General features: G+C 49.7%; 18 protein-coding genes. 11 read left to right on the forward strand and 7 right to left on the reverse strand.

Annotation, left to right across the window (positions count from 1 at the left end; genetic code table 11):
- Positions 1-345: 345 nt before the first annotated feature.
- Both ABWW03_RS01500 and ABWW03_RS01505 read left to right on the forward strand, forming a co-directional pair.
- Complete coding sequence (locus ABWW03_RS01500) at positions 346-1,980, forward strand: FecR domain-containing protein (protein ID WP_353405918.1); 1,635 nt, start codon at positions 346-348, stop codon at positions 1,978-1,980.
- An 11-nt stretch (positions 1,981-1,991) separates the two neighbouring features.
- Positions 1,992-4,463 (forward strand): putative bifunctional diguanylate cyclase/phosphodiesterase, encoded by a 2,472-nt coding sequence (locus tag ABWW03_RS01505; protein ID WP_353405919.1) that lies wholly within the window; start codon positions 1,992-1,994, stop codon positions 4,461-4,463.
- A 31-nt stretch (positions 4,464-4,494) separates the two neighbouring features.
- On the opposite strand, the gene ABWW03_RS01510 is transcribed toward ABWW03_RS01505, so the two are convergent.
- A complete protein-coding gene (locus ABWW03_RS01510) occupies positions 4,495-5,637 on the reverse strand; it encodes an alkylhydroperoxidase-related (seleno)protein (protein ID WP_353405920.1) in 1,143 nt (380 codons plus the stop codon).
- 241 nt (positions 5,638-5,878) lie between these two features.
- Here ABWW03_RS01510 and ABWW03_RS01515 point away from each other — a divergent pair, with 241 nt between their 5' ends.
- Positions 5,879-7,312 (forward strand): alpha/beta fold hydrolase, encoded by a 1,434-nt coding sequence (locus ABWW03_RS01515; protein WP_353405921.1) that lies wholly within the window; start codon positions 5,879-5,881, stop codon positions 7,310-7,312.
- A 107-nt stretch (positions 7,313-7,419) separates the two neighbouring features.
- Here ABWW03_RS01515 and ABWW03_RS01520 read toward each other — a convergent pair whose 3' ends face one another.
- The gene (locus ABWW03_RS01520; protein WP_353405922.1) at positions 7,420-8,289 is read right to left on the reverse strand and encodes a LysR family transcriptional regulator; all 870 of its coding nucleotides are present in this window, start codon (positions 8,287-8,289) and stop codon (positions 7,420-7,422) included.
- A 107-nt stretch (positions 8,290-8,396) separates the two neighbouring features.
- On the opposite strand from ABWW03_RS01520, the gene ABWW03_RS01525 reads away from it, so the two are divergent.
- Positions 8,397-8,771 carry a nuclear transport factor 2 family protein gene (locus ABWW03_RS01525; protein WP_353405923.1) on the forward strand — a complete coding sequence of 125 codons (375 nt, stop codon included), beginning with the start codon at positions 8,397-8,399 and terminating at the stop codon, positions 8,769-8,771.
- A gap of 66 nt (positions 8,772-8,837) precedes the next feature.
- Here ABWW03_RS01525 and fghA read toward each other — a convergent pair whose 3' ends face one another.
- Together fghA and ABWW03_RS01535 are read right to left on the reverse strand one after the other, a co-directional pair.
- On the reverse strand, positions 8,838-9,689 hold the full coding sequence (gene fghA, locus ABWW03_RS01530) for an S-formylglutathione hydrolase (protein WP_353405924.1): 852 nt from the start codon (positions 9,687-9,689) through the stop codon (positions 8,838-8,840).
- A gap of 25 nt (positions 9,690-9,714) precedes the next feature.
- Positions 9,715-10,839, reverse strand: a complete 1,125-nt coding sequence (locus ABWW03_RS01535) for an S-(hydroxymethyl)glutathione dehydrogenase/class III alcohol dehydrogenase (protein WP_353405926.1) — start codon at positions 10,837-10,839, stop codon at positions 9,715-9,717.
- A 143-nt stretch (positions 10,840-10,982) separates the two neighbouring features.
- Here ABWW03_RS01535 and ABWW03_RS01540 point away from each other — a divergent pair, with 143 nt between their 5' ends.
- Entirely contained in the window at positions 10,983-11,864 is an 882-nt protein-coding gene (locus ABWW03_RS01540) for a LysR family transcriptional regulator (RefSeq protein WP_353405927.1), read from the forward strand.
- Positions 11,865-11,906: 42 nt separating this feature from the next.
- Here ABWW03_RS01540 and ABWW03_RS01545 read toward each other — a convergent pair whose 3' ends face one another.
- On the reverse strand, positions 11,907-12,878 hold the full coding sequence (locus tag ABWW03_RS01545; RefSeq protein ID WP_353405928.1) for an SDR family oxidoreductase: 972 nt from the start codon (positions 12,876-12,878) through the stop codon (positions 11,907-11,909).
- 250 nt (positions 12,879-13,128) lie between these two features.
- On the opposite strand from ABWW03_RS01545, the gene ABWW03_RS01550 reads away from it, so the two are divergent.
- Positions 13,129-14,133, forward strand: coding sequence for a helix-turn-helix transcriptional regulator (locus tag ABWW03_RS01550; RefSeq protein WP_353405929.1), 1,005 nt, complete (start codon positions 13,129-13,131; stop codon positions 14,131-14,133).
- Here ABWW03_RS01550 and ABWW03_RS01555 read toward each other — a convergent pair.
- Entirely contained in the window at positions 14,114-14,500 is a 387-nt protein-coding gene (locus tag ABWW03_RS01555) for a hypothetical protein (protein ID WP_353405930.1), read from the reverse strand. The genes ABWW03_RS01550 and ABWW03_RS01555 overlap by 20 nt on opposite strands.
- Positions 14,487-15,677, reverse strand: a complete 1,191-nt coding sequence (locus ABWW03_RS01560) for a M24 family metallopeptidase (protein WP_353405931.1) — start codon at positions 15,675-15,677, stop codon at positions 14,487-14,489. Before ABWW03_RS01560 ends, ABWW03_RS01555 begins: the two co-directional genes overlap by 14 nt.
- A 185-nt stretch (positions 15,678-15,862) precedes the next feature.
- Here ABWW03_RS01560 and ABWW03_RS01565 point away from each other — a divergent pair, with 185 nt between their 5' ends.
- The 5 genes from ABWW03_RS01565 to ABWW03_RS01585 all read left to right on the forward strand — a co-directional run bounded on the left by ABWW03_RS01565 (position 15,863) and on the right by ABWW03_RS01585 (position 22,320).
- A complete protein-coding gene (locus ABWW03_RS01565) occupies positions 15,863-18,415 on the forward strand; it encodes an efflux RND transporter permease subunit (protein WP_353405932.1) in 2,553 nt (850 codons plus the stop codon).
- The gene (locus tag ABWW03_RS01570; RefSeq protein ID WP_353405933.1) at positions 18,408-19,211 is read left to right on the forward strand and encodes an outer membrane lipoprotein-sorting protein; all 804 of its coding nucleotides are present in this window, start codon (positions 18,408-18,410) and stop codon (positions 19,209-19,211) included. Before ABWW03_RS01565 ends, ABWW03_RS01570 begins: the two co-directional genes overlap by 8 nt.
- 50 nt (positions 19,212-19,261) lie before the next feature.
- Complete coding sequence (locus ABWW03_RS01575) at positions 19,262-20,545, forward strand: hypothetical protein (protein WP_353405934.1); 1,284 nt, start codon at positions 19,262-19,264, stop codon at positions 20,543-20,545.
- A gap of 12 nt (positions 20,546-20,557) precedes the next feature.
- A complete protein-coding gene (locus ABWW03_RS01580) occupies positions 20,558-20,752 on the forward strand; it encodes a YgaP family membrane protein (protein ID WP_353405935.1) in 195 nt (64 codons plus the stop codon).
- Between the two features lie 419 nt (positions 20,753-21,171).
- Positions 21,172-22,320, forward strand: a complete 1,149-nt coding sequence (locus ABWW03_RS01585; RefSeq protein WP_353405936.1) for a GGDEF domain-containing protein — start codon at positions 21,172-21,174, stop codon at positions 22,318-22,320.
- Positions 22,321-22,344 lie beyond the last annotated feature (24 nt).

Genomic DNA, 22,344 nt, shown 5'->3' on the forward strand with positions numbered 1-22,344 from the left:
AGGTTAAACACGCCTCACGCAAAGCGTAAATACCCTCAAATTTTCAGCCTAGGTTCATATTGCAAGTCCCATGCTGCCGCGTCTTGTCAGGCTCCGGGAGACCGGTCCACTTAGAGGTCCCGTCATCAGTGACGTGTGCCCAGTCTCAAACTGGAACGTTGTTCAGCCTCTTTCGCCCTTATCAATAGGATTTGTCGGTTTTTTTGATAGACTAAGCCGTCATAAGACATGGAAAGGGCGCGAGATCGACTCGTCACGACCCGAGTAGAGACAACGGCGAAGCCGACGACTGGCCCCTACATAAGACATACAAAGATTCAGCCGTTTCATCGTTGGAATATAAATATGATGCGCAACCATCTGCGATTCAAGCTGGCACTATGCCTTCTAAGCCTTTGTTTTACCCACAGCAGTCTGGCGGACCACTGGGTATACACCGTGGTCGACGGCGATAATCTCTGGAACTTCAGCGAAAAACATCTCGATAAAGTTACCCGCTTTGAACAGTTGCGCCGAATCAATAACATCAGTGAACCCACCCGTATGAAACCGGGCTCGGTCATTCGAGTACCGATGGCCTGGATCAAATCCAATGTGGTTCCCGCTCGCATTCATTCCATTACCGGCCAGGCGGAAATCGAACGCGCCCAAGGCAATCAACAGCTGCAAGCCAGTAAGTCGATGGAAATCTACCTCGGCGACATTATCCGCACTGGCGAAAACAGCGGCGTGGCCATTAAGTTCGCCGACAACTCCATTGTTTCCATTTTTGATCAGAGTATTGTTCGTTTTGATCACCTGAGTGCCCATGGCAGCACAGGTATGGTGGACTCTCGCATTAAGCTGCTGCAAGGGCGCTTGAGCTCTCAAGTGACGACGGCTGTTGGCCCGGGCTCACGCTTTGAAATCCACACCCCTTCTGCCATCAGTGCCGTGCGCGGAACCGCCTACCGTGCCGTCGCGGATGATTCTGGCGAGGTGTCCAATATCGAAGTCGTCGAAGGTAAAGTCGCTGTGTCCGGCGGCCAATCCCAAACTCTGGTACCTGCCGGCTTTGGTACCCAAGTGAAGGCTGGTGAACCACCTAGCAAACCCCGTGAGCTGCTGCCTCCCCCAAGCTTCAAGGCGATACCCTCTGCCATTCGCCAACTGAATTGGCGTTTGGAATGGAACGCTCTGGCCGGTGCCAAAGCATACCGCACCGAAGTTGCGGACAATGAAGCGTTCGAAACGCTGCTGTGGCAAGGCGTCGGCGAACACAATAAAGCCGCACTGCCGGATCTTCCTGACGGCGAGTACTTTGTTCGCGTTCGCGGTATCGACGAACTGGGCCTGGAAGGCTTAGAACGCATGGCCCGCTTTGTTCTCGATGCGCGCCCGCAACCCCCGCTGCCACTCAAACCTCACAACAAGCAGAGCTATCGTGGCGAATGGCCAACACTGCAGTGGACCGAATCTACCGATGCACAACGCTATCTCCTGGAAATCGCTGGCGACGAACAATTTAATAATGTACTGCTAAAAGAAGAAACCAATGCGCGTCGCTTCGACAGCAATGCCGTTGCCCAGCTGGGTGATTTCTACTGGCGCTTAACCAGCATTGCTGCGGACGGTGAACATGGCCCGGTGGGCGTCACCCGCCACTACAAGGTGAAACCCATCCCCAAAGAACCTGAAGCCTCACTGGAAACCCACAATGGCAAGCTACTCGCCAGCTGGGAAAAAACCGGTGAAGGCCAGCGCTATCAAGTGCAAATTGCGCGCGATAAACACTTTAAGCACATCATCGTCGATGAAATGACCAACGTGCCGGAGTTTGCTTTTGATCCACACAGCGGGAATAACCGTTATATGCGCGTTAAGACCATCGAGTCGGACGGCTATGAAAGTCCCTGGGGCAGCACTCAAGTCATTGAAGGGTTGCCCGATAACAGTCATTGGGCACTTATTCTTGGTATTATTGCCATTTTGATTATCTAACAGGCGGCGACATGCCCGGGCAACATCGACAAACACTGGGCATTGCACTCCTGCTACTCGCTGGCCTGCTGCTCTTGGCCAGCGGGTTACGCTACAGCCAATTGCTCAATCGTTTCGATACCCTGAGCTATGATCTCCTGCTGCCGGTTCAAGCCCCTACCATGTCTCCGGACATTGTCATCATCGACATTGATGATGCCAGTATTATGGAACTGGGCCGCTGGCCCTGGCCCCGTAATATTCACGCCGATCTCATCAATGTTCTCAGCAAGTACGACAGCAAAGCCATCGCCCTGGATATTATTTTCTCTGAATCCCAACAACCCGATGTCGATCAGGCACTCGCTGAGGCCATTGAAAATAACGGCAAAACGTTCCTGATTACGGCCCCGGTTTTACTCAGCAAAGCCTCGGGAGTGAGCGAGCTTTTGCCCATGGCCAGCTTGGCCGCAGGCGCCGCGGGCATCGGTCATGTCGATGTCGAACTCGACCTCGATGGTTTAAATCGAAAATTTCACGCCTACGCCGGAATGGGAGACGCCTATTGGCCATCACTGCCACTGGCGATGGCGCAGTTTACCGGGGAAGAGATTCCACAACTCGACACGCTGAAGGGGCATGACCTGGACGCACAATTGACCGTAGGCTGGGTTCGAGACAAGCGCGGCCTGATTCCGTTTACCAAACGAGAGCATCAAACCCTGCGCCTTTCCTACGCCGATGTTCTGCGTGAACGAATTGATCTTGATGTCCTGAACCATAAATATCTATTTGTGGGTGTCACCGCCGCCGGCATTGGCGATCGCATTGCGACCCCGTTGTACCGTGAGCACGAGCGCATGCCCGGGGTAGAACTGCTCGCCCAACAACTTAATGGTTTGCTGCAGGGGAAAATTCTGCAAGAGTTCAATGGCATTCAACAATGGTTGATCAGTTCCGCCATTATCCTATTGGGCGCGATCGCCATCATGATGGTCCCACTGCGGTATGGCTTTGCACTCACGCTCATATTCATCGGCTTATGCATTGCCCTCTCAGCCTTTCTCCTGGCAAGCACCCGATACTGGTTTGCACCTGCAACCGCCATTGCCTGTCTGATGATTTGCTGGCCCTTGTGGAATTTGTGGCGCTTGCATTCCCAAGCTCAATCCCAGCGTGCACTGCAAGAAAAACTCGATGAGCTTAGCAGCCGCAACCCTCTCACCGAGCTACCCAATCAGGGCGCACTGGAACGAGAATTGGCCGACAGCATTCAATCCCAGAACCACAAGCAATTGGCTTTGGTGATCTGTCATTTTAACTGGAGTGATGCCAGCCACAGCATCTACGATCAAACACTGGGAAAAAGCAGCTTGCTGCAAATCGCCGAACAGCTGAAAGAAATTAACCGCCCGAATTATTTTATGGCGCAACTCAACAGCGATGACTTTGCCTTTTTGGTGCCTGACGATGCCCAGAACCATCATACTATGGAACTGCTGGACAGCCTGTGCTCTAGTTTCAGCCGCCCCATTACCCGAGAACGCCAGAGCCTGATTCTGTCGACAAATATGGGCGTCAGCTGTTGGCCCAAAGACAGCCATGACGCTGGCGAAGCCTTACGCAATGCTGCAACGGCGCTGTTTAAAGCCCGCATGGATGAAAAAAACAGTTACTGTTTTTATTCCGAAACCATCGGCCAGGAAGTCCAGGCGCGTTACGAACTGGAGCAGGCTTTAGTACATGCCATTGACCGTCTGGAATTTGAATTGCACTTCCAGCCTCGCATCGATAGCCAAAGCAATTGCGTGAACGGCGTGGAAGCACTGCTGCGTTGGAAAAACCCCAAATTGGGCTGGATCATTCCAGACAGTTTTATTCCTGTCGCTGAACACTCCGGCATGATTTCATCCATTGGTGATTGGGTGCTGAAAAAAGCCTGCCTGCATTTGAAACAATTGCGCGAATTGGGTTTTGACGATATCCAAATGGGGCTCAACATTTCACCCCAGCAATTCATGTCGGACAATTTTGTCAGCCGAGTTCAGTTGATTGTACTGGAATTAGGACTGCCACCGTCGAGCCTGGAATTTGAAGTCACCGAAAGCACGCTGATGCGAGACATGGACACCGCCATCAAAGTCATGAGTGAATTGACCCAGTTCGGCATTGATTTCACCATCGATGATTTTGGCACAGGTTATTCCTCACTGAGCCATCTTAAAAAATTACCGTATAAGCGCATCAAAATCGACCATTCCTTTACTCGGGAAATTGGCCAGAGCCAGAACGCTCGTGAGATTATTCTCAGCGTGATTGAAATGTCCAAACGCCTGGATCTGGCGATTGTGGCCGAAGGGGTCGAGGAACAAGAGCATGTCGAATTCCTCAGTAATAATGGCTGTCATGAATTACAGGGCTTTTTATTCAGCCCCGCCCTGCCGTTCAACAAACTGTGTGAATATCTGGAACAGCAGAAAGAAGGATTGAGCGCCTCAGCGTAACGGTGTCTTTATACCGGTTTGATTACTCACTTTATTGACCTTCTCCCATTAAACGGCGCCATTGAAACTTGATCAAAATCCAAAGGCTTTGCCAGAGCGTTGGTCGCTCCGTGTTGTTGATGCCCGCCATGGTCGCCAAGCCGAGCTTCTCCGTTTTGTTTCCAAGGCGGCCGTAAGCCATCAGGGTTTCCTCCATCGGCACACCGGTGGGGTCGCTGGTGCGGTTCAAACCGTTAAATATGGCGACAACTGCGGCCAATTCCATCGCCCCTCGCTCACCGAGCAACACTTCCAACTGGGCGTACTGTTCATAGGCTTTTTCCGGTTCTCGATTGGCGAACTCGGTGTAATCCAAAATCAATTCACCATGCGCCACTCCAATGTCTTTCACTTCCGCACCCTGTGGCGCAGCCAAATCAACCGAATCCCCGCTGGCCTTGGCGGCCATATCCAAAATCATTGTGTGTCCGTTAGCGCAGTAAAAACATCGATTAATCACTGAGGTACGAGTAGCCGCTATTTCCAGTTGAGTACGAGAAAGGGATTTACGATCCCAGAGCTTATCGAAGAAACTGTGACCTTCCATGTACATGGCGTCCACCAAATCCCGACGCAAGCCATTTTCGATTGGGCAGACACTCAGGGCACGCGAAACGTTCACCAGCTCTTTATTCGCAACCGCCGACGCAGTCTGGCGAATCCAAGCCCCGTTATCGACCAGATCTTCGGGGTATTCACGCAAAGGCTCTCCGGCCTGAGGGTCAGGTAACGCTTGCAGCTTGCGCCCGACGGCCAAACAAAAACGATCAATGGGTAAGACAAGAATGACAATGGCCACCAGCTCAGCGTAAGCCCCTTCACCGATTCGTGAGCACACGGTTTTGCACCAGGCCTCATCCAATTGACCCGACTCGGTGCTCACTCGCTCAATGGTATCGATCAACAACGGGCTGAGCTCGGCACGGCCGTGATCATGTGCTAACAACTCTGGCGCGATACGCTGCCGGTCATAAACCGGCCTGGGTTTGGATTCTCGCATAGCTTGAGCAATAGCAATGCGTTGCTCCGCCGACCACCAGTACCCAGGTTCGGACAAACGCTGCCAAACACGATTAAACTGTAAACAGAGTTCATCGCTGACGAGATGGGGAAAAGAGTCTACGGAGAAAAACATAAAGAAGCTCCAGCAATCCTGGTACACCGAAAAGATTCAGTCGAGAAACTTGGCGGCAAAACCGATTCATTTATTATGATTTAAACCAAATTCTAGGGGCTTTTTAGGGGCGCAACAAGCCATTGGCGCTGTGTCGAACTAGCAATTTCAATCAATCGTGTTTCCACTGCATCCAATCTCGCTATCCCTGCCGTCTAAGCTCGCACAACCAACAAAAATCGCAGTGAACAATGGCCCACTTATGAATAAGACTCTCAAACTTGCCCTGCTGGGTAGCGCACTCACTCTTGCCGGCATCAAAGCCTTCGCAGACGACTTCAAAACCTGCACCGCCGCCCAGCAACATCCAGCTCTGGAAAACTCACTTTGCGCTAATGTGGCCATGCCTCTGCACCACGATAAGCCTGAATCGAAAGAGAGTATTGAGATTTTTGTTCGTAAATTCCCCGCGCAACAAAACGCCGAAGGCAGCATCTGGCTGATTGCCGGCGGGCCTGGCGAATCCGGCGCTAGTTTCTACAGCATTATCGACCACTACCAAAGCGCTTTTCCCAATCTGGACATTTATATTCCCGATCACCGTGGCACCGGTGCCTCAGGTACCATTTGTGAAGAAGAACAATTGGATTCCGAAGGTGGCGTTGCCTTGGTCGGTGCCGAATGGGGGAGCTGTTTTGGTAGCATGTACGCCAAACCGGATCATGTGAAGGCGTTTTCAATTAGCAATGCCGCTCAAGATCTGCGTCAGCTGATGAAGCAGTTCCGTGGCTCAGGCAAGCAATACTTGTACGGCGTGTCCTACGGCACACAATTAAGCCTGCGCCTTTTGCAATTACCCGAGGTAAACGTTGACGGCCTTATTCTGGATTCTCTGGTGCCCTTGCAAGACGATCAGGATTACGAATTGAGTCGTCGCTCCTTCGTCATTGATGAGGTGGGTAAAACCCTTCTTACGCGATGCGAACAAAGCAACGACTGCAGCAAAGGTAACAATCTTCTCGCTATCAGCAAATCGCTCAGCGCACAATACCGCAGCCTGGAATCACTCGACCCCAAATTGAAAGCCCTCAGTTTATCAAACAGCTTGGGTACTTTGTTGGACATTCCTCATCTGCGCAATGAGATCCCTTCCATTCTGTTGGCTTTACACAATGGCAACAGCCAACCCTTACTGGACGCTCTGAAAAACGCACAAACATATTATGGTGAGTTTAACGAGGACTATGCCAACTTCGGCAGTTCAGTCCCTCTGGTACAAGTCATCACTGCTGCGGAAAATAATTTGCGCCCGAATGCCAAGAAATCTGATATCGCCCAAGAAGAAACCGAGTTGAGTTTCAGTAGCCCGCTGCCCATGCTCATGGCCGAAGTAACCCTGCCTCGCTATACGCGCGATCACTACTTTGCTCAACTGCCCAAAAAAATGCCTCGCACGCTTGTCCTGCATGGCGATATGGACCCGAAAACCCACTATAAGGGTGCTCAGAAACACGTCCAGAAACTGAAACACTTGAATAAACAGTCCACCATTGAACTCGTAACCATGAGCGACGCTCCTCACTTTGTTGCTCTCAATGCGCCAAACTGTTTCAAGGAATATTCACTGGCCTTCGTCAACAACGCTGAACTAAAAGGCAGCCGTTGTGTGGACCAGACCAGCCGAATCCATTTCTAAAAATAGGTTCGCTATTCTTTGGCTTGCAGGCAACTCAAACAAGGCCTGCAAGCTCTTTCAAAACCTTCTTTGACACCTGCAGTGCTTCGTTCGGACATCCACACGCCTCATATCGATTCATCGAGCTTGTTCTTGATCGCATCCAGGCACACCGAAACCCCCAATGGCATGTGCTGCCGATAGGGGTGCAGGGCATACACGGTATTGGCGGGCAACTGATAACCCGGAAATGCCTCACAAATCATCCCAGCGGATGCCTTCACGAGAAAGTCCGGAATCAGGCCAATGCCAGCGCCGCTTTGAATCAATGCCATCGACGTGTGGTAGGAATCCACCCGGCACAATGTATCGGGCACATAATTCAAACGCTTGCGACGGCTAGGATCATACAGGCGATGTTGAATGGTCGAGCCCTGCCAAGTGTTGGCAATATACACCGTTTGATCATTAATCTTCTGACTCGCTGTCGATGCGCTCCGACACAGCACGTCTCTGAACTCACCAATTCGTCGCTGTTTTACATTGCTGGCGAGAGATTCCCCTACCCGTATCGCCAGATCGATATCATCGGCGTTGATTGCCAAACGCTTATCACTGCTGATCAGCTCAATGCTCAATGATGCATACTGCTGTATCACCGGGCTGATCGCAGGCGCGACCAATGTGCTCATAAGGGCGTCGGGAGCGGTAATGCGAACTCGCCCCTGGGGTTCTTCGAGCGTTTGCCGAGCGTGCTGCCAGGCCTGTTCGGCCTGCTGATTGATCGCATGGCAGCTTTCGTAAAATGCCTGTCCAGCCGGGGTTAGAACTTGTTGCCGCGTGGTTCGCTTCAACAAACTCACGCCTAACGCTTTCTCCAAACGACTGAGGTACTGACTCACCACGGACTTGGAAACGTCCAAATGTGCAGCTGCGGCCGTAATCGAACCTTTCTCAACAATATGGGCAAAAACAGACATATGCCGTAATTGATTCATAAGTATTGTTCTATTTAATTAAACATACATTTTTTATTAGACTGTTTTTTCGAGCCAATAGCAAACCTATACTGCTCTCGACTCCCCCACTGACCAAGGACAAGATTATGTCGAGTAAAGACGAACTCACGCTGTGCAAAGAAGGCATCAGCAACTGGCAAAAAGCGTTCAATCAACAAGACGCGGCGGGCTGCGCACAGCAATATCGAGAAGGCGCGGTTATGGAAGCACGACCGTTTGGCGTGTTTAAAGGCCGACAGGCCATTCAGGAATTCTGGCAGGGTATTATCGACCAAGGCTATGCCGATGTAGATTACTCTGATGTGAAATGGACAGCGTCTGAAAAAGGAGGTTATATCCTGAGCTCAAGCTGGACGATGAACAAAGCCTACGGCGTGGTTCATTCCGAGCATTGGGTAATTGATGAGGACGGTAAAGCCCGCCTGGAAGATGATCTTTTTGAAATTCAGGGTGAGCGCTGATAGTCCTGTATCGGCCTATCAATGTTTTAGAGGCAAGATGCTCACGCACCTTGCCTCTTTTACTCATCACTTAGCAAACTTCAGGGCTAAATGTTCGGCGTGAAAAACCAAGTGGTCTTCAATAAAGCTCGCGATGAAATAGTAGCTGTGATCATAACCTTCCTGTCGACGAATCGTAATCGACAAATTCTTATTACGAACAGTATTTTCTAATACATCAATTTTCAATTGCTCAGCTAGAAACTCATCACTTTCTCCCTGATCAATCAAAGCAGGCGGACAGGCTTTGCCATCGTTTAACAGCTGCACGGTATCGTATTCACCCCATCGGCTGCGATCCTTACCAAGATAGCTTTCAAAGGCTTTGCGCCCCCAAGGACAATCACTTGGGTGAGCAATGGGACTGAATGCTGAAACCGAACAGTATTGATCTGCATTGCGCAGCGCACTGACCAACGCCCCATGCCCACCCATTGAATGGCCGGCAATAGACTTTCGTTTTGTAACCGGAAACGTAGACTCGATCAGGTCTGGCAGCTCGGCATTGATATAGTCAAACATCCGATAGTGTTGATCCCAAGGCGCTTCGCTGGCATTGATATAAAAACCGGCCCCCTGCCCAAGATCGTAGCCCTCATCATCCGGCACCGCGCTGCCGCGAGGACTGGTGTCTGGTGCAACAATCGCCATTCCTAAGCTCGCCGCTATCCGCAAGGCACCTGCCTTTTGCATAAAGTTTTCATCACTACACGTCAGCCCGGACAGCCAATACAGCACCGGCACCTTGTGTTCGGCAGAAGCCTGGGGCGGCAAGTAAATCGCAAACCTCATCGCACACTTCAATACTGATGAATAGTGCTGATATTGCTTGTGCCATCCCCCGAAGCTCCTATTTGCACTTACATGTTCGATCGTCATGATGTCAGAACCTCGCCTTGCGTCTTCAGAAATGAATAACGGAGCGAATGCTCTCGCCTTTGTGTAACAAGTCAAAGGCTTCATTAATTTCAGACAGCGCCATGGTGTGCGTGATGAAATCATTCAGCGGAAACTCCCCCTGGAGATAACGCTCTACGTATTCAGGCAATTCAGAACGTCCCTTTACACCACCAAAGGCCGAGCCCCGCCAAACACGACCCGTCACTAACTGGAAAGGTCGAGTTGAAATTTCCTGCCCGGCACCGGCAACCCCAATGATGACCGACTCTCCCCAACCTTTATGGCAGCATTCCAGTGCGGACCGCATGACATTTACATTGCCAATACACTCAAAAGAATAATCAACACCACCGTCGGTTAACTCAACAATTACATCTTGAATGGGTTTGTCGAAGGCCTGAGGATTGATGCAGTCAGTAGCGCCCAGCTTTTTTGCCAGCTCGAATTTTTTCTCATTGATGTCGACAGCAATGATGCGGGAAGCCTTTGCCATGGTCGCCCCGATAATGGCGGACAAACCAATCCCACCCAATCCAAAAATGGCAACCGTGTCCCCCTCTTCCACCTTCGCCGTGTTCATTACGGCCCCCATTCCGGTGGTCACACCGCAACCCAGCAGACACACTTCTTCCAGCGGCGCCTCGGGGTTTACTTTGGCCAAGGCAATTTCAGGCAATACGGTATATTCCGAAAAAGTGGAGCAACCCATATAGTGGTAAATGGGCTGGCCATCTTTGTAAAAGCGGGTAGTGCCATCAGGCATTAAACCCTTGCCCTGGGTCTCGCGAATTTTCTGACACAGGTTGGTTTTTCCAGACAAGCAGAACTTGCACTCTCCACATTCCGGTGTGTAAAGGGGAATCACGTGATCACCCACTTTGACACTGCTTACGCCCTCTCCCACGTGGGTAACCACACCCCCACCTTCGTGACCAAGGACGCAAGGGAAGATGCCCTCTGGGTCATCACCTGACAACGTGAACGCATCGGTATGACAAACACCGGATGCCTGAATGTTAATCATGACTTCACCGGCTTTCGGCAACATGACATCGATCTCTTCAATGGATAGGGGCTGACCTGGCCCCCAGGCGATTGCGGCATTGGATTTAATAAACTGCTCAGACATAGATAACCTTTTCACTCGTGGCAGGATTCACTCAGGGAACGGACTCCAAAAGGCCGCACCCGATTAGAGCCCTATTATAATAATTGCCAAAATAATGATAATTGGGTATTTTGGTAAAACATTATTACCAATGAGTAACAATAGTGAAGTGGGAAGGCATTACTGAATTTGTTCACGTTGCGGAAAGCGAGAGTTTCACCCGAGCCTCTCAAAAACTGGGCATATCAACAGCACAAGTGAGCCGGCAAATCAGCGCATTGGAAAAACGCCTGAACGTTAAGCTGCTGTACCGCACCACTCGCAAAGTATCTCTCACTCAAGAAGGCAACACCTTTTACCAGCATTGCCGGGGCATACTGGACGGCCTGGAAGCCGCCGAACAAGCGGTCAGCCAACTGCAAGAACTGCCACGTGGAAAGATAAAACTTACCGCTCCGGTTACCTACGCCGAACGTATCCTCGCCCCTCTGCTGAATGATTTTTTGATCCAGCATCCAGATATTGAAATCAACGCTTATTTCACTAACCGCCAGATTGATCTTGTGGAAGAGGGTTATGACATTGCGGTTCGACTGGGAAAGCTGGAAGACTCCGCCCTGATCGCAAAGCGTTTGAGCAACCGCTGTAATTACGTGTGCGCCTCACCCGACTATTTGGAACGCCAAGGAACACCACACAGCCTTTCAGAACTGAAACAGCATAATTGCTTGCTCGGAACTCTGAACTACTGGCGTTTTAATCAAAAAGGACATGATAAAAATATTCGCCTGAAAGGTCGGCTAAGGTACAACAGCGGAGAAGCCTTATTGGATGCGGCCCTCAAAGGCATAGGCATAGTGCAATTGCCCGACTATTACGTTCAGCCCCATCTGGATAACGGCAGGCTGCACGCTTTACTGGAACCGTATCAGGATAAGAGTGAAGGGGTTTGGGGGGTGTACCCCCCCAACCGATATCTATCGCCTCGGATCAGAATTTTGATCGATTACCTCGCTGAACATCTTGCCAAAAGGCAAAACTCATAAACAGGGTCGATCAAAACAATCGGCGGACTGCTGACCATAGACTTATTTCTTCGAGCCAGACGTTTTTGCCAGTTCTTCATCCAACAGTTTAATCAATTGCTCGCGATTGAATTGATGAACCTGTTCTGCATTCAGCTCCAGCATTTTGCTGATTTGTCGGCGCAACGTAATGTCAGCCTGAGCCGGTGTTGCTGTCACCATGTAACGGCTTTTCGGTGAATCGCTCTGCATAAGGTGCAAAGCTGCCTCGGCAACATCAATCGGGTCCGGACCTTTTTCCGTTTGATCCAGTCTAGCCAACAAACCCTGACGCTCTTTGTTATAACGGGATTTTTCATTCCAATAGTTCTGTGCCAATAGACGCTGTTTTGCGGCATTGCCGATGTTGGTGCCGTAGTTGCCCGGCTCAATAACATGCACACTCACATCGTATCGTGCCATTTCCTGAGCCATGGCATCGGTGTACGCTTCGATGGCATGTTTGCTCATACTGTATGCGCCCATAAAAGCAGGAGACAAAATACCCGCAATCGAACCGGTCGTTGCAATTCGCCCCTTACTTTCCATAATCAGTGGAGCAAATGCCTGGGTGACTCGAAATGGCCCGTAAACATTCACGTCCATCTGGTATTCCAGTTGCTCAACAGGAAGCTCGATCATCGGACCAAAAATCGATACGCCTGCGTTATTAATCAAGCCATAGAGGCCCCGCCCCTGCGCTTGAACAAACTTGGCGGCCGCATCGATTTCGTCCTGCTTACGCACATCAAACTGAACCGCCGTCACATTGTCCAGCGCATTCAACGCTCCCATTTCATCTTTATGCAAAACGCCGGCGTAGACATAGAAGCCATTTTGGGACAACAACTGCGTCATTCGCAAACCAATTCCGGAGCTGGCGCCGGTAACCAATATTGCTTTTTGGGCAGCCGTATCTGTTTGTTCTTTTGCCGCCTGGGAGAAACCCGCAAAAGACATAATCACCATAACAACAATAAGCTTGAAGTGCTTCATAGAATGATCCCGTGAATTGGAAGTAAATCGATATGAACGTCTGCACCTACAGTAAGGGAGGCCGTTTGGAAATAATAGGGTCAAAAGTGATAACTAGTTTAAGAAAACCATGGAATGAGACACATCGTCAAACGATTGAAAAGACGACCCACCCGACAAACGACGCTATTAAAACAACAAGAAAATTGTGGCTTTGAATCGAGCCAACACTGCAGTATAGTTTCTGAATCACGACAACACCTTAGTGCCCATGAATTTTCCGGATCACTCCAACATCCCCGTACTCGCCATGGGCGCTGAGGATCTCAGTCATTTTTACCATGCTCAGCATAACGCCCCCAACCGGCCTTTTGGTGTTCATACCTACAAGGATTCGGAATTCAGCCACTGTATTAATGGGCAATACTGGTTGTATCCCTATCAGGATATCGGCCTCATCGGTATTCGTGATTTCACTATTGAGAAAGACTTTATCAGCCACAGTCGACTCAATGACATGCTGAGCCTGGAGTATGTCTTAAGCGGTGGTAGTGACATGGAGTTAAACCACAATACGGTGTTGAGCGATGGCATTCCTAGAACCTACCTAACCCATTACGGTCCAGCGGGGCGGCAAACGCGGTTTCATAAATCAACCGAGACCATTCGAGGGCTCGGGCTTTGGATGAACACCGATAAGCTCATCACCATGTTTCAACCGGAGTTTGATCATCTCCCTGCAACCATACAGGAACAGCTACAAAGCAAAAACGATAAAGTGTTCAGTACACATTTGAGTAAGCCAATAAAGGATACCTTGGAAACCATCCTGGCAATGCCCTTTGAACATCATATGGCGGGTATTTATCTGCAAGCCAAAATTACAGAATTGCTTTTTCACACCTTCAATGGTTTTTACCAACTCAAACATGGCCCAGGCGAAGGTGCTCAAATCAGTCACCACAAAGCGAAGGCACTGGCCTTCGTTCTGCAAAGCATCAATAACAACCTGGCCGTTCCACCCGACATTGATTGGCTCGCCAAAGAGACGGGGTTGAGCCGAAGTAATTTACTGAATACCTTCAAAGCCAGCGTTGGCATGAACCTATCCGATTACCTGCTACAACAGAGAATGGAATCTGCCCGCAGTTTCATTCGCAGCGGCAAGAACACTGTTTTGGAAACCGCACTGTCTGTTGGCTACCAGGATCAATCTGCTTTTGGCCGAGCCTATAAACGTTATTTCGGTCATTCGCCTAAGAACGATCGCCCCTGAGCTGCTGCCACCAAAGGACAAAACCACAAACCACAGCGACACCATTGAGACTCAGCGCAATGAAAAGCGCTGTACTTTCCTCTCCGATGGAATACCCGCGAGAAGCCCAATACCGCCAGTGATTGATCAAGCCGCCATACGCCAAGCCAAGCAGGCACAAGGGAAAGACGAGTTTAAACAAACTCAGCCAAACTCGCCGGACACTCAAAACCATCATGAGGATGGAAATAAATATTATCCCTCGAATGGGCTGACTTGTAGCCAATAAAACGTCACCATTCAGGGATTGATAATAAGCATAAACATTGTAGGCAACGGCCAATACATACCAGAAACCAAGACTGATTTCCCACTTAGTCAGTAACAATCAATTGCTCCAGGCTTTCGGGTGCCTCGGTCATTTTTCGATAACCCTTGTCGGTAATCAATACCGTATCCGAGAATCGGAAACCACCAAGGCCAGGCACATAAATACCCGGTTCAATACTGAAAATCATATTGGCTTTGATTTCCCGCTCATAACCGTCTGCGAGAAATGGCCCCTCGTGATCCGTCACCCCGAAACTGTGGCCGGTTCTGTGCAGAAGATTGTCGCTGTACCCCAGCTCGCTAAGACGCTGATTCACCTGCCGATCCAAATCGGCCATGGATTGGCCGGGTCTGAGCAAGTCGTAGGCCAGCTCCCTGGCCTCCAACATAGCATCGAAAGGTTTACGCGCGGCTTCAGGAATGCTGTTGATGAAAAAAGTGCGCTCCAATTCAGCACCATAACCATTCGCCAAACCCTGAACGATACTGACATTCGGTCCTCCCTCTTCCAAAGTGGCAAACACTTCTCGGAAATTATGCGGATCATCCGACAGGGCACCCACCTGGGTAACCGCGTTGAACTTGCTATTGAGCAGGTTCACCGTGGGATTTTCCAACAGCAGTTTCTGCATAAGTTGTGAAGACACATCTTTATGAATCAATAGCGGTAACTGACCGGGACTGGCCATCTCCATAAGGGTGTTATGGCCAAGGCTCAACAGGTCGCAACAATACTGTATGCGCTGAATTTCGAAATCTGATTTCGTCATTCTCAACTCATCGACAATATCACTCTGTATCGCCGTTCTCGCCAAGGCGCGACAGACCGACAAGGGGCACTGACTCTCGACCCCAACTCTGTGGTGTTCCTGAATGTGATCAGCCATACGGTCATACCAGTTGTCACCGATGGTGGCCGGAAATTCCCGATAGTCAGCGTAGTCCAAATCTATAACCACACGCGACTTCACATGCTCCAGTTCTAAGGTGGGCACAATAAACGTAGGGCGACCGCTGCGAGGGATCAGCAACACAAATGGCCGCTCGTGCACAAAGTTAGCGAAGTTGGAGAGGTAAAAAATATTGGCGGGATCGTGGCATAAGTAAACATCCAGCGCCTGCTCATCCAGTTTCTTTTGCAGCTGATGGATACGGCTCATCACTTCAGCGTTTTCAGGGTGTTGACTATGGGCGATAGCGTGCACAGAAATGACCTCTTTGACGGTTTCCTCCATATTAACGAGCCCCGCCGTTCATGCTCTGCTGCCGAACCGAGTTTTTGTGCCGACAACGCAACCCTTCAGACATTCCTGCGGCGTATATCAACGCGCCTTTTCATCATCCACATCGGACTTTGTTCTTTACAAACCACCTATATTAGATAATACTAAATTAGATACAAATTAATCATGGTATTACAATGAAACACCGTTTGATGCAGTGGTCATTCGATCACCCTAAACGCGTTTTTTGGGCAACCGGCCTGTTATGCCTGCTGGCGCTGGTAATGTTCCCGCGTCTGTCAGTCGATACAGACCCGGAAAATATGCTGCCCCATCAGCACCCCGCACGGGTACTGCATGAGGAAATCAAGCAACGCTTTGGGCTTTCTGACATGGTGGTGCTGGGCATAGTGAACGAGCGGCACGCGCAAGGGATCTACAATGCTCGCAGCCTTTGGAAGCTGGCCCACATCAGCGAAGCCGCCCTGGCGATGGAAGGTGTAATTGACGAAGATGTGATGAGCCTCTCTCTCAGTGACAACATTACGCAGGGCACAGATGGGGAAATTGCCTTTCACTGGATGATGCGTACCCCCCCTGTCAATGACGAAGCTGCTGAACAAATCGCCCGTTGGATAAAACGCCTGCCCCTGCTGAACAACACACTGGTTTCCGATGATCAAAAAGCCGCAGCACTCTATATTCCCATTGTTGCCAAAGACCAGAGCTATCGAATCTATCAGCAGCTTTTGAGCGTTATCGAAGAGTTACCCGAAGGCGACGAACAGTTTTATATCACCGGTTTGCCAGTAGCCGAAGATACCTTTGGCGTGGAAATGTTCAAACAGATGGCAATCTCAGCACCAGCCGCAGGCCTATTGATCTTTGCGCTGATGTTGTTTTTCTTTCGCTCTCTGGCGCTGGTTGCCGCCCCCATGATTGTCGCAATGGCTACCGTCATTATCACCATGGGAGCCATGATCGGTCTTGGTTTTCCCGTCCATATCATGTCATCAATGATTCCGATTTTTCTGATGCCCATCGCCGTCGTGGACTCCGTACATCTCCTTTCGGAATTCAATGACCACTACCGACCTGGCATGGATAAAACCAAGTTGGCCCGCGAAGTCGTGGAGAAACTGTTTCAACCTATGCTCTTCACTTCCATCACATCAATGGTTGGCTTTGCCTCTCTCAATACTGCAGACATTCCACCGGTCAGAGTGTTTGGCAGTTTTGTCGCTTTAGGTATCGGCGTCGCCTTTTTGTTGAGCATTACCTTGGTTCCCGCGTATATATCGAGTCTATCTGATAAGACGCTGGCAGCCATGGCACGCCGGGTACACAGCGATGAAACACCCAATAGCCCGTTGGCTCGCATGCTGCGTCTACTGCCTCAGTTCAGCCATCGTTTTCGTTATGCAATTATTGCGACCGCAATAGGAAGCTTATTGTTTTCCGTCGTGGGCATTCACAACATTCAAATCAATGACAACCCTATGAATTGGTTTGAAAGCGAACACCCCATTCGCAAAGCCGACCGAACACTCAACCAACATTTTGCGGGCACCTATGAAGCGTACTTGAGTTTTAGCGCCCAACAGCCCCAGGAAAATCATTCAGAGCTTAAAACCATTCTCGAAAGAGCACCCGAACACATTCAAAGCCGATTCAAAACGTTGCAGGCAAACAGCAACGACATCGCCGAAACCCTGATTGATCAGCAGATGAACTCCAGCGATGACGATTTGCTCTGGTGGGATGACATTGCTCTGGCCATCGATCGAGCCAACGATGAGCAACGCTTGTTTCTGCAACCCGAATATCTGCAGTATCTCGAAAACGTGCAAAAGGCCTTGATTGCCACAGGCCATATTGGAAAAACCAATGGTTTGGTTGATCTACTTAAAACCGTCAATCGAGAGCTGCACGGCGGAGATACATCGTTCTATCAATTGCCTGACAGCAGCCAAGCCACGGCGCAGGCGCTTCTGACATTTCAAAGCTCCCATCGCCCTGGCGATGTTTGGCATTTTGTTACGCCGGATTACCGTTCTTCCGTCATCTGGTTACAACTCAGCTCCGGCGATAACCAGGATATGAGCGCAGTTCTCGAGGCCATGGATCGCTGGTTCGACAACAACCCACCTCCGGCAGGCCTCGACATTCATTGGAGCGGATTGACCTATATTAATGTCGCCTGGCAAGAGGCCATGGTCAGCGGCATGCTAGAAAGCTTACTGTCTTCATTTGTGATCGTTGCCGTGATGATGATGGTGCTCTTTCGTTCAATCGGCTGGGGGTTAATTGCCATGCTGCCACTCAGCATCACCATCAGTTTGATTTATGGATTGATTGGTTTTAGTGGTAAAAATTATGATATGCCTGTTGCAGTGCTGTCAGCATTGACTCTGGGCATGAGTATCGACTTTGCCATTCATTTTATTGAACGTTGCCGTGCTCTTATGCAGCATTATGGCAACTGGTCTGACGTGCGCACAGCAATGTTTGAAGAACCGGGACGAGCCATCAGCCGCAATGCCATTGTTATCGCGCTTGGTTTTACGCCACTGCTATTAGCCCCCTTGGTGCCCTATCAAACCGTAGGTCTCTTTCTGGCGTCCATTATGGTGATCTCCTGTATCAGCAGTTTATTGCTCATCCCCAGCATCATTTCTGTATTGAATAACTTTTTGTTTGCGCCAGCCACATTGAAGCCCCACGCTCGCGGAGAACTTACCCATGAATAAATACCTCATCACTCTAATCAGTGCTTTATCCGCCTGCGCGAATGTACTGGCATCGCCTTCTCCTCAGGACGCTGACGCTCTGAAAATCATCCAACGCTCAAACCTCGCGACGGTTTACGCCGGTGACGATGGCCGCGCTCAGGCCCGCATGTTGATCGTCGACAAGCAGGGGCGTAAACAGATTCGCCAGTTCACCCTCTTGAGGCGAAATATACAGAACGGCGGCGATCAACAATTTCTATTGATTTTCTCTCGTCCAAGCGATGTCGCGCGCACCAGCTTTTTAGTCGACAAACATCCCGGTAGCGACGACGATCGCTGGCTGTACCTTCCTGGTCTGGATTTACTGAAACGCATCTCCGCCGGAGACAAACGAACCAGCTTTGTGGGGTCAACTTTTTTCTACGAAGACATTTCAGGCCGGGACATCCATGCTGACACTTACGAAATCGTCCAGCAGGATAAGCGGGCCTGGACGCTCAAAGCCACCCCAAAAACCCCAAATAACGTAGAGTTCAGCTATTATCACATCCGTATCGATAAGCAGACATTGCTGCCCATTTCCGCTGACTACTTTGATTCAAATAACGAAGTCTATCGACGCCTGTCCGTACTCAAAACAGCCCAGATACAGGGGTTTCCAACGGTTGTCGAAATGAAAGCTGAAAATCTTCGCGATGGCAGTTTTAGCATCAATCAACTGCGCAACGTGGAATACGGCCTGGGATTACCTGACTCCATTTTCAATGAACGCTCGCTGCGCATGCCCCCCAGAAAGTGGCTTCGAAGCCAATGACTGTTTTGAGAAACATTAGATGGAGGCATGTCAGTGGAGCCTGTCTGGGTGTGTCCCTGAGCATCAGCATCGCGTCCACACACACACTTGCCAGCCCCAATGAAGGCCCAGACCCATGGGCTGATTCCTGGCCGGATTCCAACTGGACGGACAGCGCGAACCCCATTGAGTGGGGAGCTTACAGTGAGCTCGCCCTGGGCGTCTTTCGTCGGGCAAGCCCCAATCCAGACGGCAATAGTTTAGCCGAGTGGCGCAATCAGTTTTCTGCCTCACGTTATTGGGGCGAGCACTACCTCAGTGCAAAGTTGGACATTCTATACGATGACGTCGATGACCATTCATTGCAATTCAGCTGGCGAGAGCTGTACATTGACTCCCCTCTCACTGACTCAATCAATGTGCGTTTCGGCCAACAGGTTCTAACTTGGGGTACTGGAGATTTTGTTTTTCTCAACGATTTCTTTCCCAAAAACTGGCAAGCTATGTTTTCCGGGAGGGACGATGAATACCTTAAAGCTCCATCAGCCAGCATCAAATTAAGTTATTACAACACAGCATTTAATGCGGATATCGTGTGGACACCTCAATTTCACCCAGACATTTATATTAGCGGTGAACGCTTCGCCTATGCACAACCAAACTCTCGAGAACCAACAAACCAACGCTTGCTCGCAGATAACCCCGAAGATCGTATCAGCAATGGTCAACTGGCGATGCGATTATCAAAGCAACATAACAGTGTTGAATACGCCGCGTATTTCTACAACGGCTTTTATACCCAACCTAACAGCATCAACCCAGAAAATAATCGTTATTATTTCTCAACCCTAAACGCCTACGGAGCCAGCATTCGACTGCCTGCAGCCGGTGGAATAGCCAATGCCGAATTTGCCTATTGGCAATCCCGGGATGATACAGCCGGCACAGATCCATTTCGCCCCAATAGCCAGATCAAAATGCTACTCGGCTTTGAGCGAGAATTGGCTTCCGAATTTACCCTTGGCCTGCAGTGGCTCAGTGAACTGACACTTGACTACACGGCAGCCCGATCTGCCCAGCCGGAGAACCTTCCTCTCAATGCACGCTGGCACCACACCATCAGTTTGCGCCTGAACTATCTGAGCATGCAGCAAAAATTGCACTGGTCTTTGTTTACCTTCTATTCGCCCGATGAAGGTGACGTTTATCTCAAACCCAAAGTCAGCTATCGCCACAATGATCACTGGAGCTTCACTTTAGGAATGAATGAATTTAGTGGCCGCAACCTGCAACAACAATGGGGACAATTCGAGCCTTCCAGCAATGTCTACCTTCGAGTCCGCTTTCGTTTTTAACAGGAAACAACAATGACCGTAAATCGCGTCCTGCACATTATTGCCGGTACTTTCATCATGATCAGCGTTGTACTCGGCTATTACATGAGCCCTTGGTTTTTCATCTTTACATTTTTTGTGGGTGCCAATCTGTTTCAATCGGGTTTTAGCAACTGGTGCCTGATGGCCGATATACTGAAAAAATTCGGCCTCAGAGATGAGACCTGAAAGCGTGGGCATAGAGAATGAAAAATCATGAATGCCTAGTACTTTCGCAATAGCCAAGATTGATTTGGCCACTGCATCAGTACTTAATCCTGCGTTTTTTGTCGGCGTAAACTTATTTCATTCCCGCTGTCACCATTCGTGTTGGATAGAGGCCACCCTAATAACTTGGCTTCGAGGGCACCGATAAACACACTTTTCAGGACACTCCTCCGACACTATTGGCTTTCAGTTGCCCTTAAGACCCTGGCGCGAAACCATCCATCGATTGGCAAACGGCAACACCTTTCATAGCAAACAACAACATGACGACCACTGATAGAATTTTAAGAGAAAAAATTGACAAAACGGTCTAGAATTATTTGAGAGGGTCGCGATAGACCTTTTGAGCAGCATGCCCCATCCAATTGGACCGAGAGACAATGTCAGATTCAAAGTCGCAATCAGTACCTTTGAAATCAAAAACTCCAAAAGGCCCTTCCAATCTCGAATTTCAAATTGATCTTTGGGCATTACTGTCACCCCCAGATGAACTGCCCGAGTCTCAGCAAAAAGTCATTATCCTGGTTTCGATTGCCGCGTTTCTGGTTATCATTCCCAGTACGATATATCACCATAGCCGTGGGCAAACCCTATTAACCGTTCTGGATGCAGCATTTCTTCTGGTGATCGGCGGCTTGCTTTATCAATACTTTCGAAAAAAAAACCTGCTCTTACCCCCCGCAATTTTCACCTTGATGATATCCACCATTTCCTTGAGCAATATTTATATTCAAGGCGTGCCCTCCAGCTATTGGCTATTCCCCTTGATCCTGGGCCATGCAATCGTGGTCAATAGATCCATCTCAATCCCATACAACCTCTTCATGATTACTACCAGCGGTCTGCTGCTCTACAGCAGCACAAAAATATTCAGTGTGGCGTTTGAGTTTGTCGGCGCAGCACTTGTGCTCATGGGGATTTCCTACGGTATGCTGACCATTCTCCTCAACCTCCAACACCGCCTGGTCATGCAGTCCAAATCTGACTCGTTAACCGGACTTAAAAACCGACGCTACATGTCTGAACAAATAGCAAAGGCCATGAGCGATTTTTCAGACAACCCCAAAACTGTCTATGGTGTAGTCATGTTGGATGTCGATCTTTTTAAAAGTATTAACGATGAGTACGGACACTCACAAGGAGACGATGTGCTCATCGGCATCGCCTCAATACTCAGCAAAACAGAAGAGCTCGGGAACATAGAAGCTATGCGCATCGGAGGAGAAGAATTTTTACTCCTGGCAAAAGACTTCCAACTTTATGCATTGGAGAACCTGGCCGAAACCGTGAGAGTGGATGTGGAGAAGTTAACTCTTTTGCCAGACAATACTGTCACCATCAGTGCGGGAGTCGCCATGTTAGAGCGGGATCATGATGAAAGCGAATGGTTAAAACTCGCAGACATCTGTTTATATGAAGCCAAACGAAGCGGCCGAAACAAGGTCGTCTCATCCCATGAAATCGATGAAACATTGTTGGCCACTGCACTCAACGAGAACCACCATCACCGACGGAAGAGTCGCAGCTGAGGAAAAAGGGGTTCAGAAAATCAT

It is taken from the genome of Pseudoteredinibacter isoporae (assembly GCF_040372805.1).
GTDB classification, from domain to species: domain Bacteria; phylum Pseudomonadota; class Gammaproteobacteria; order Pseudomonadales; family Cellvibrionaceae; genus Pseudoteredinibacter; species Pseudoteredinibacter isoporae_A.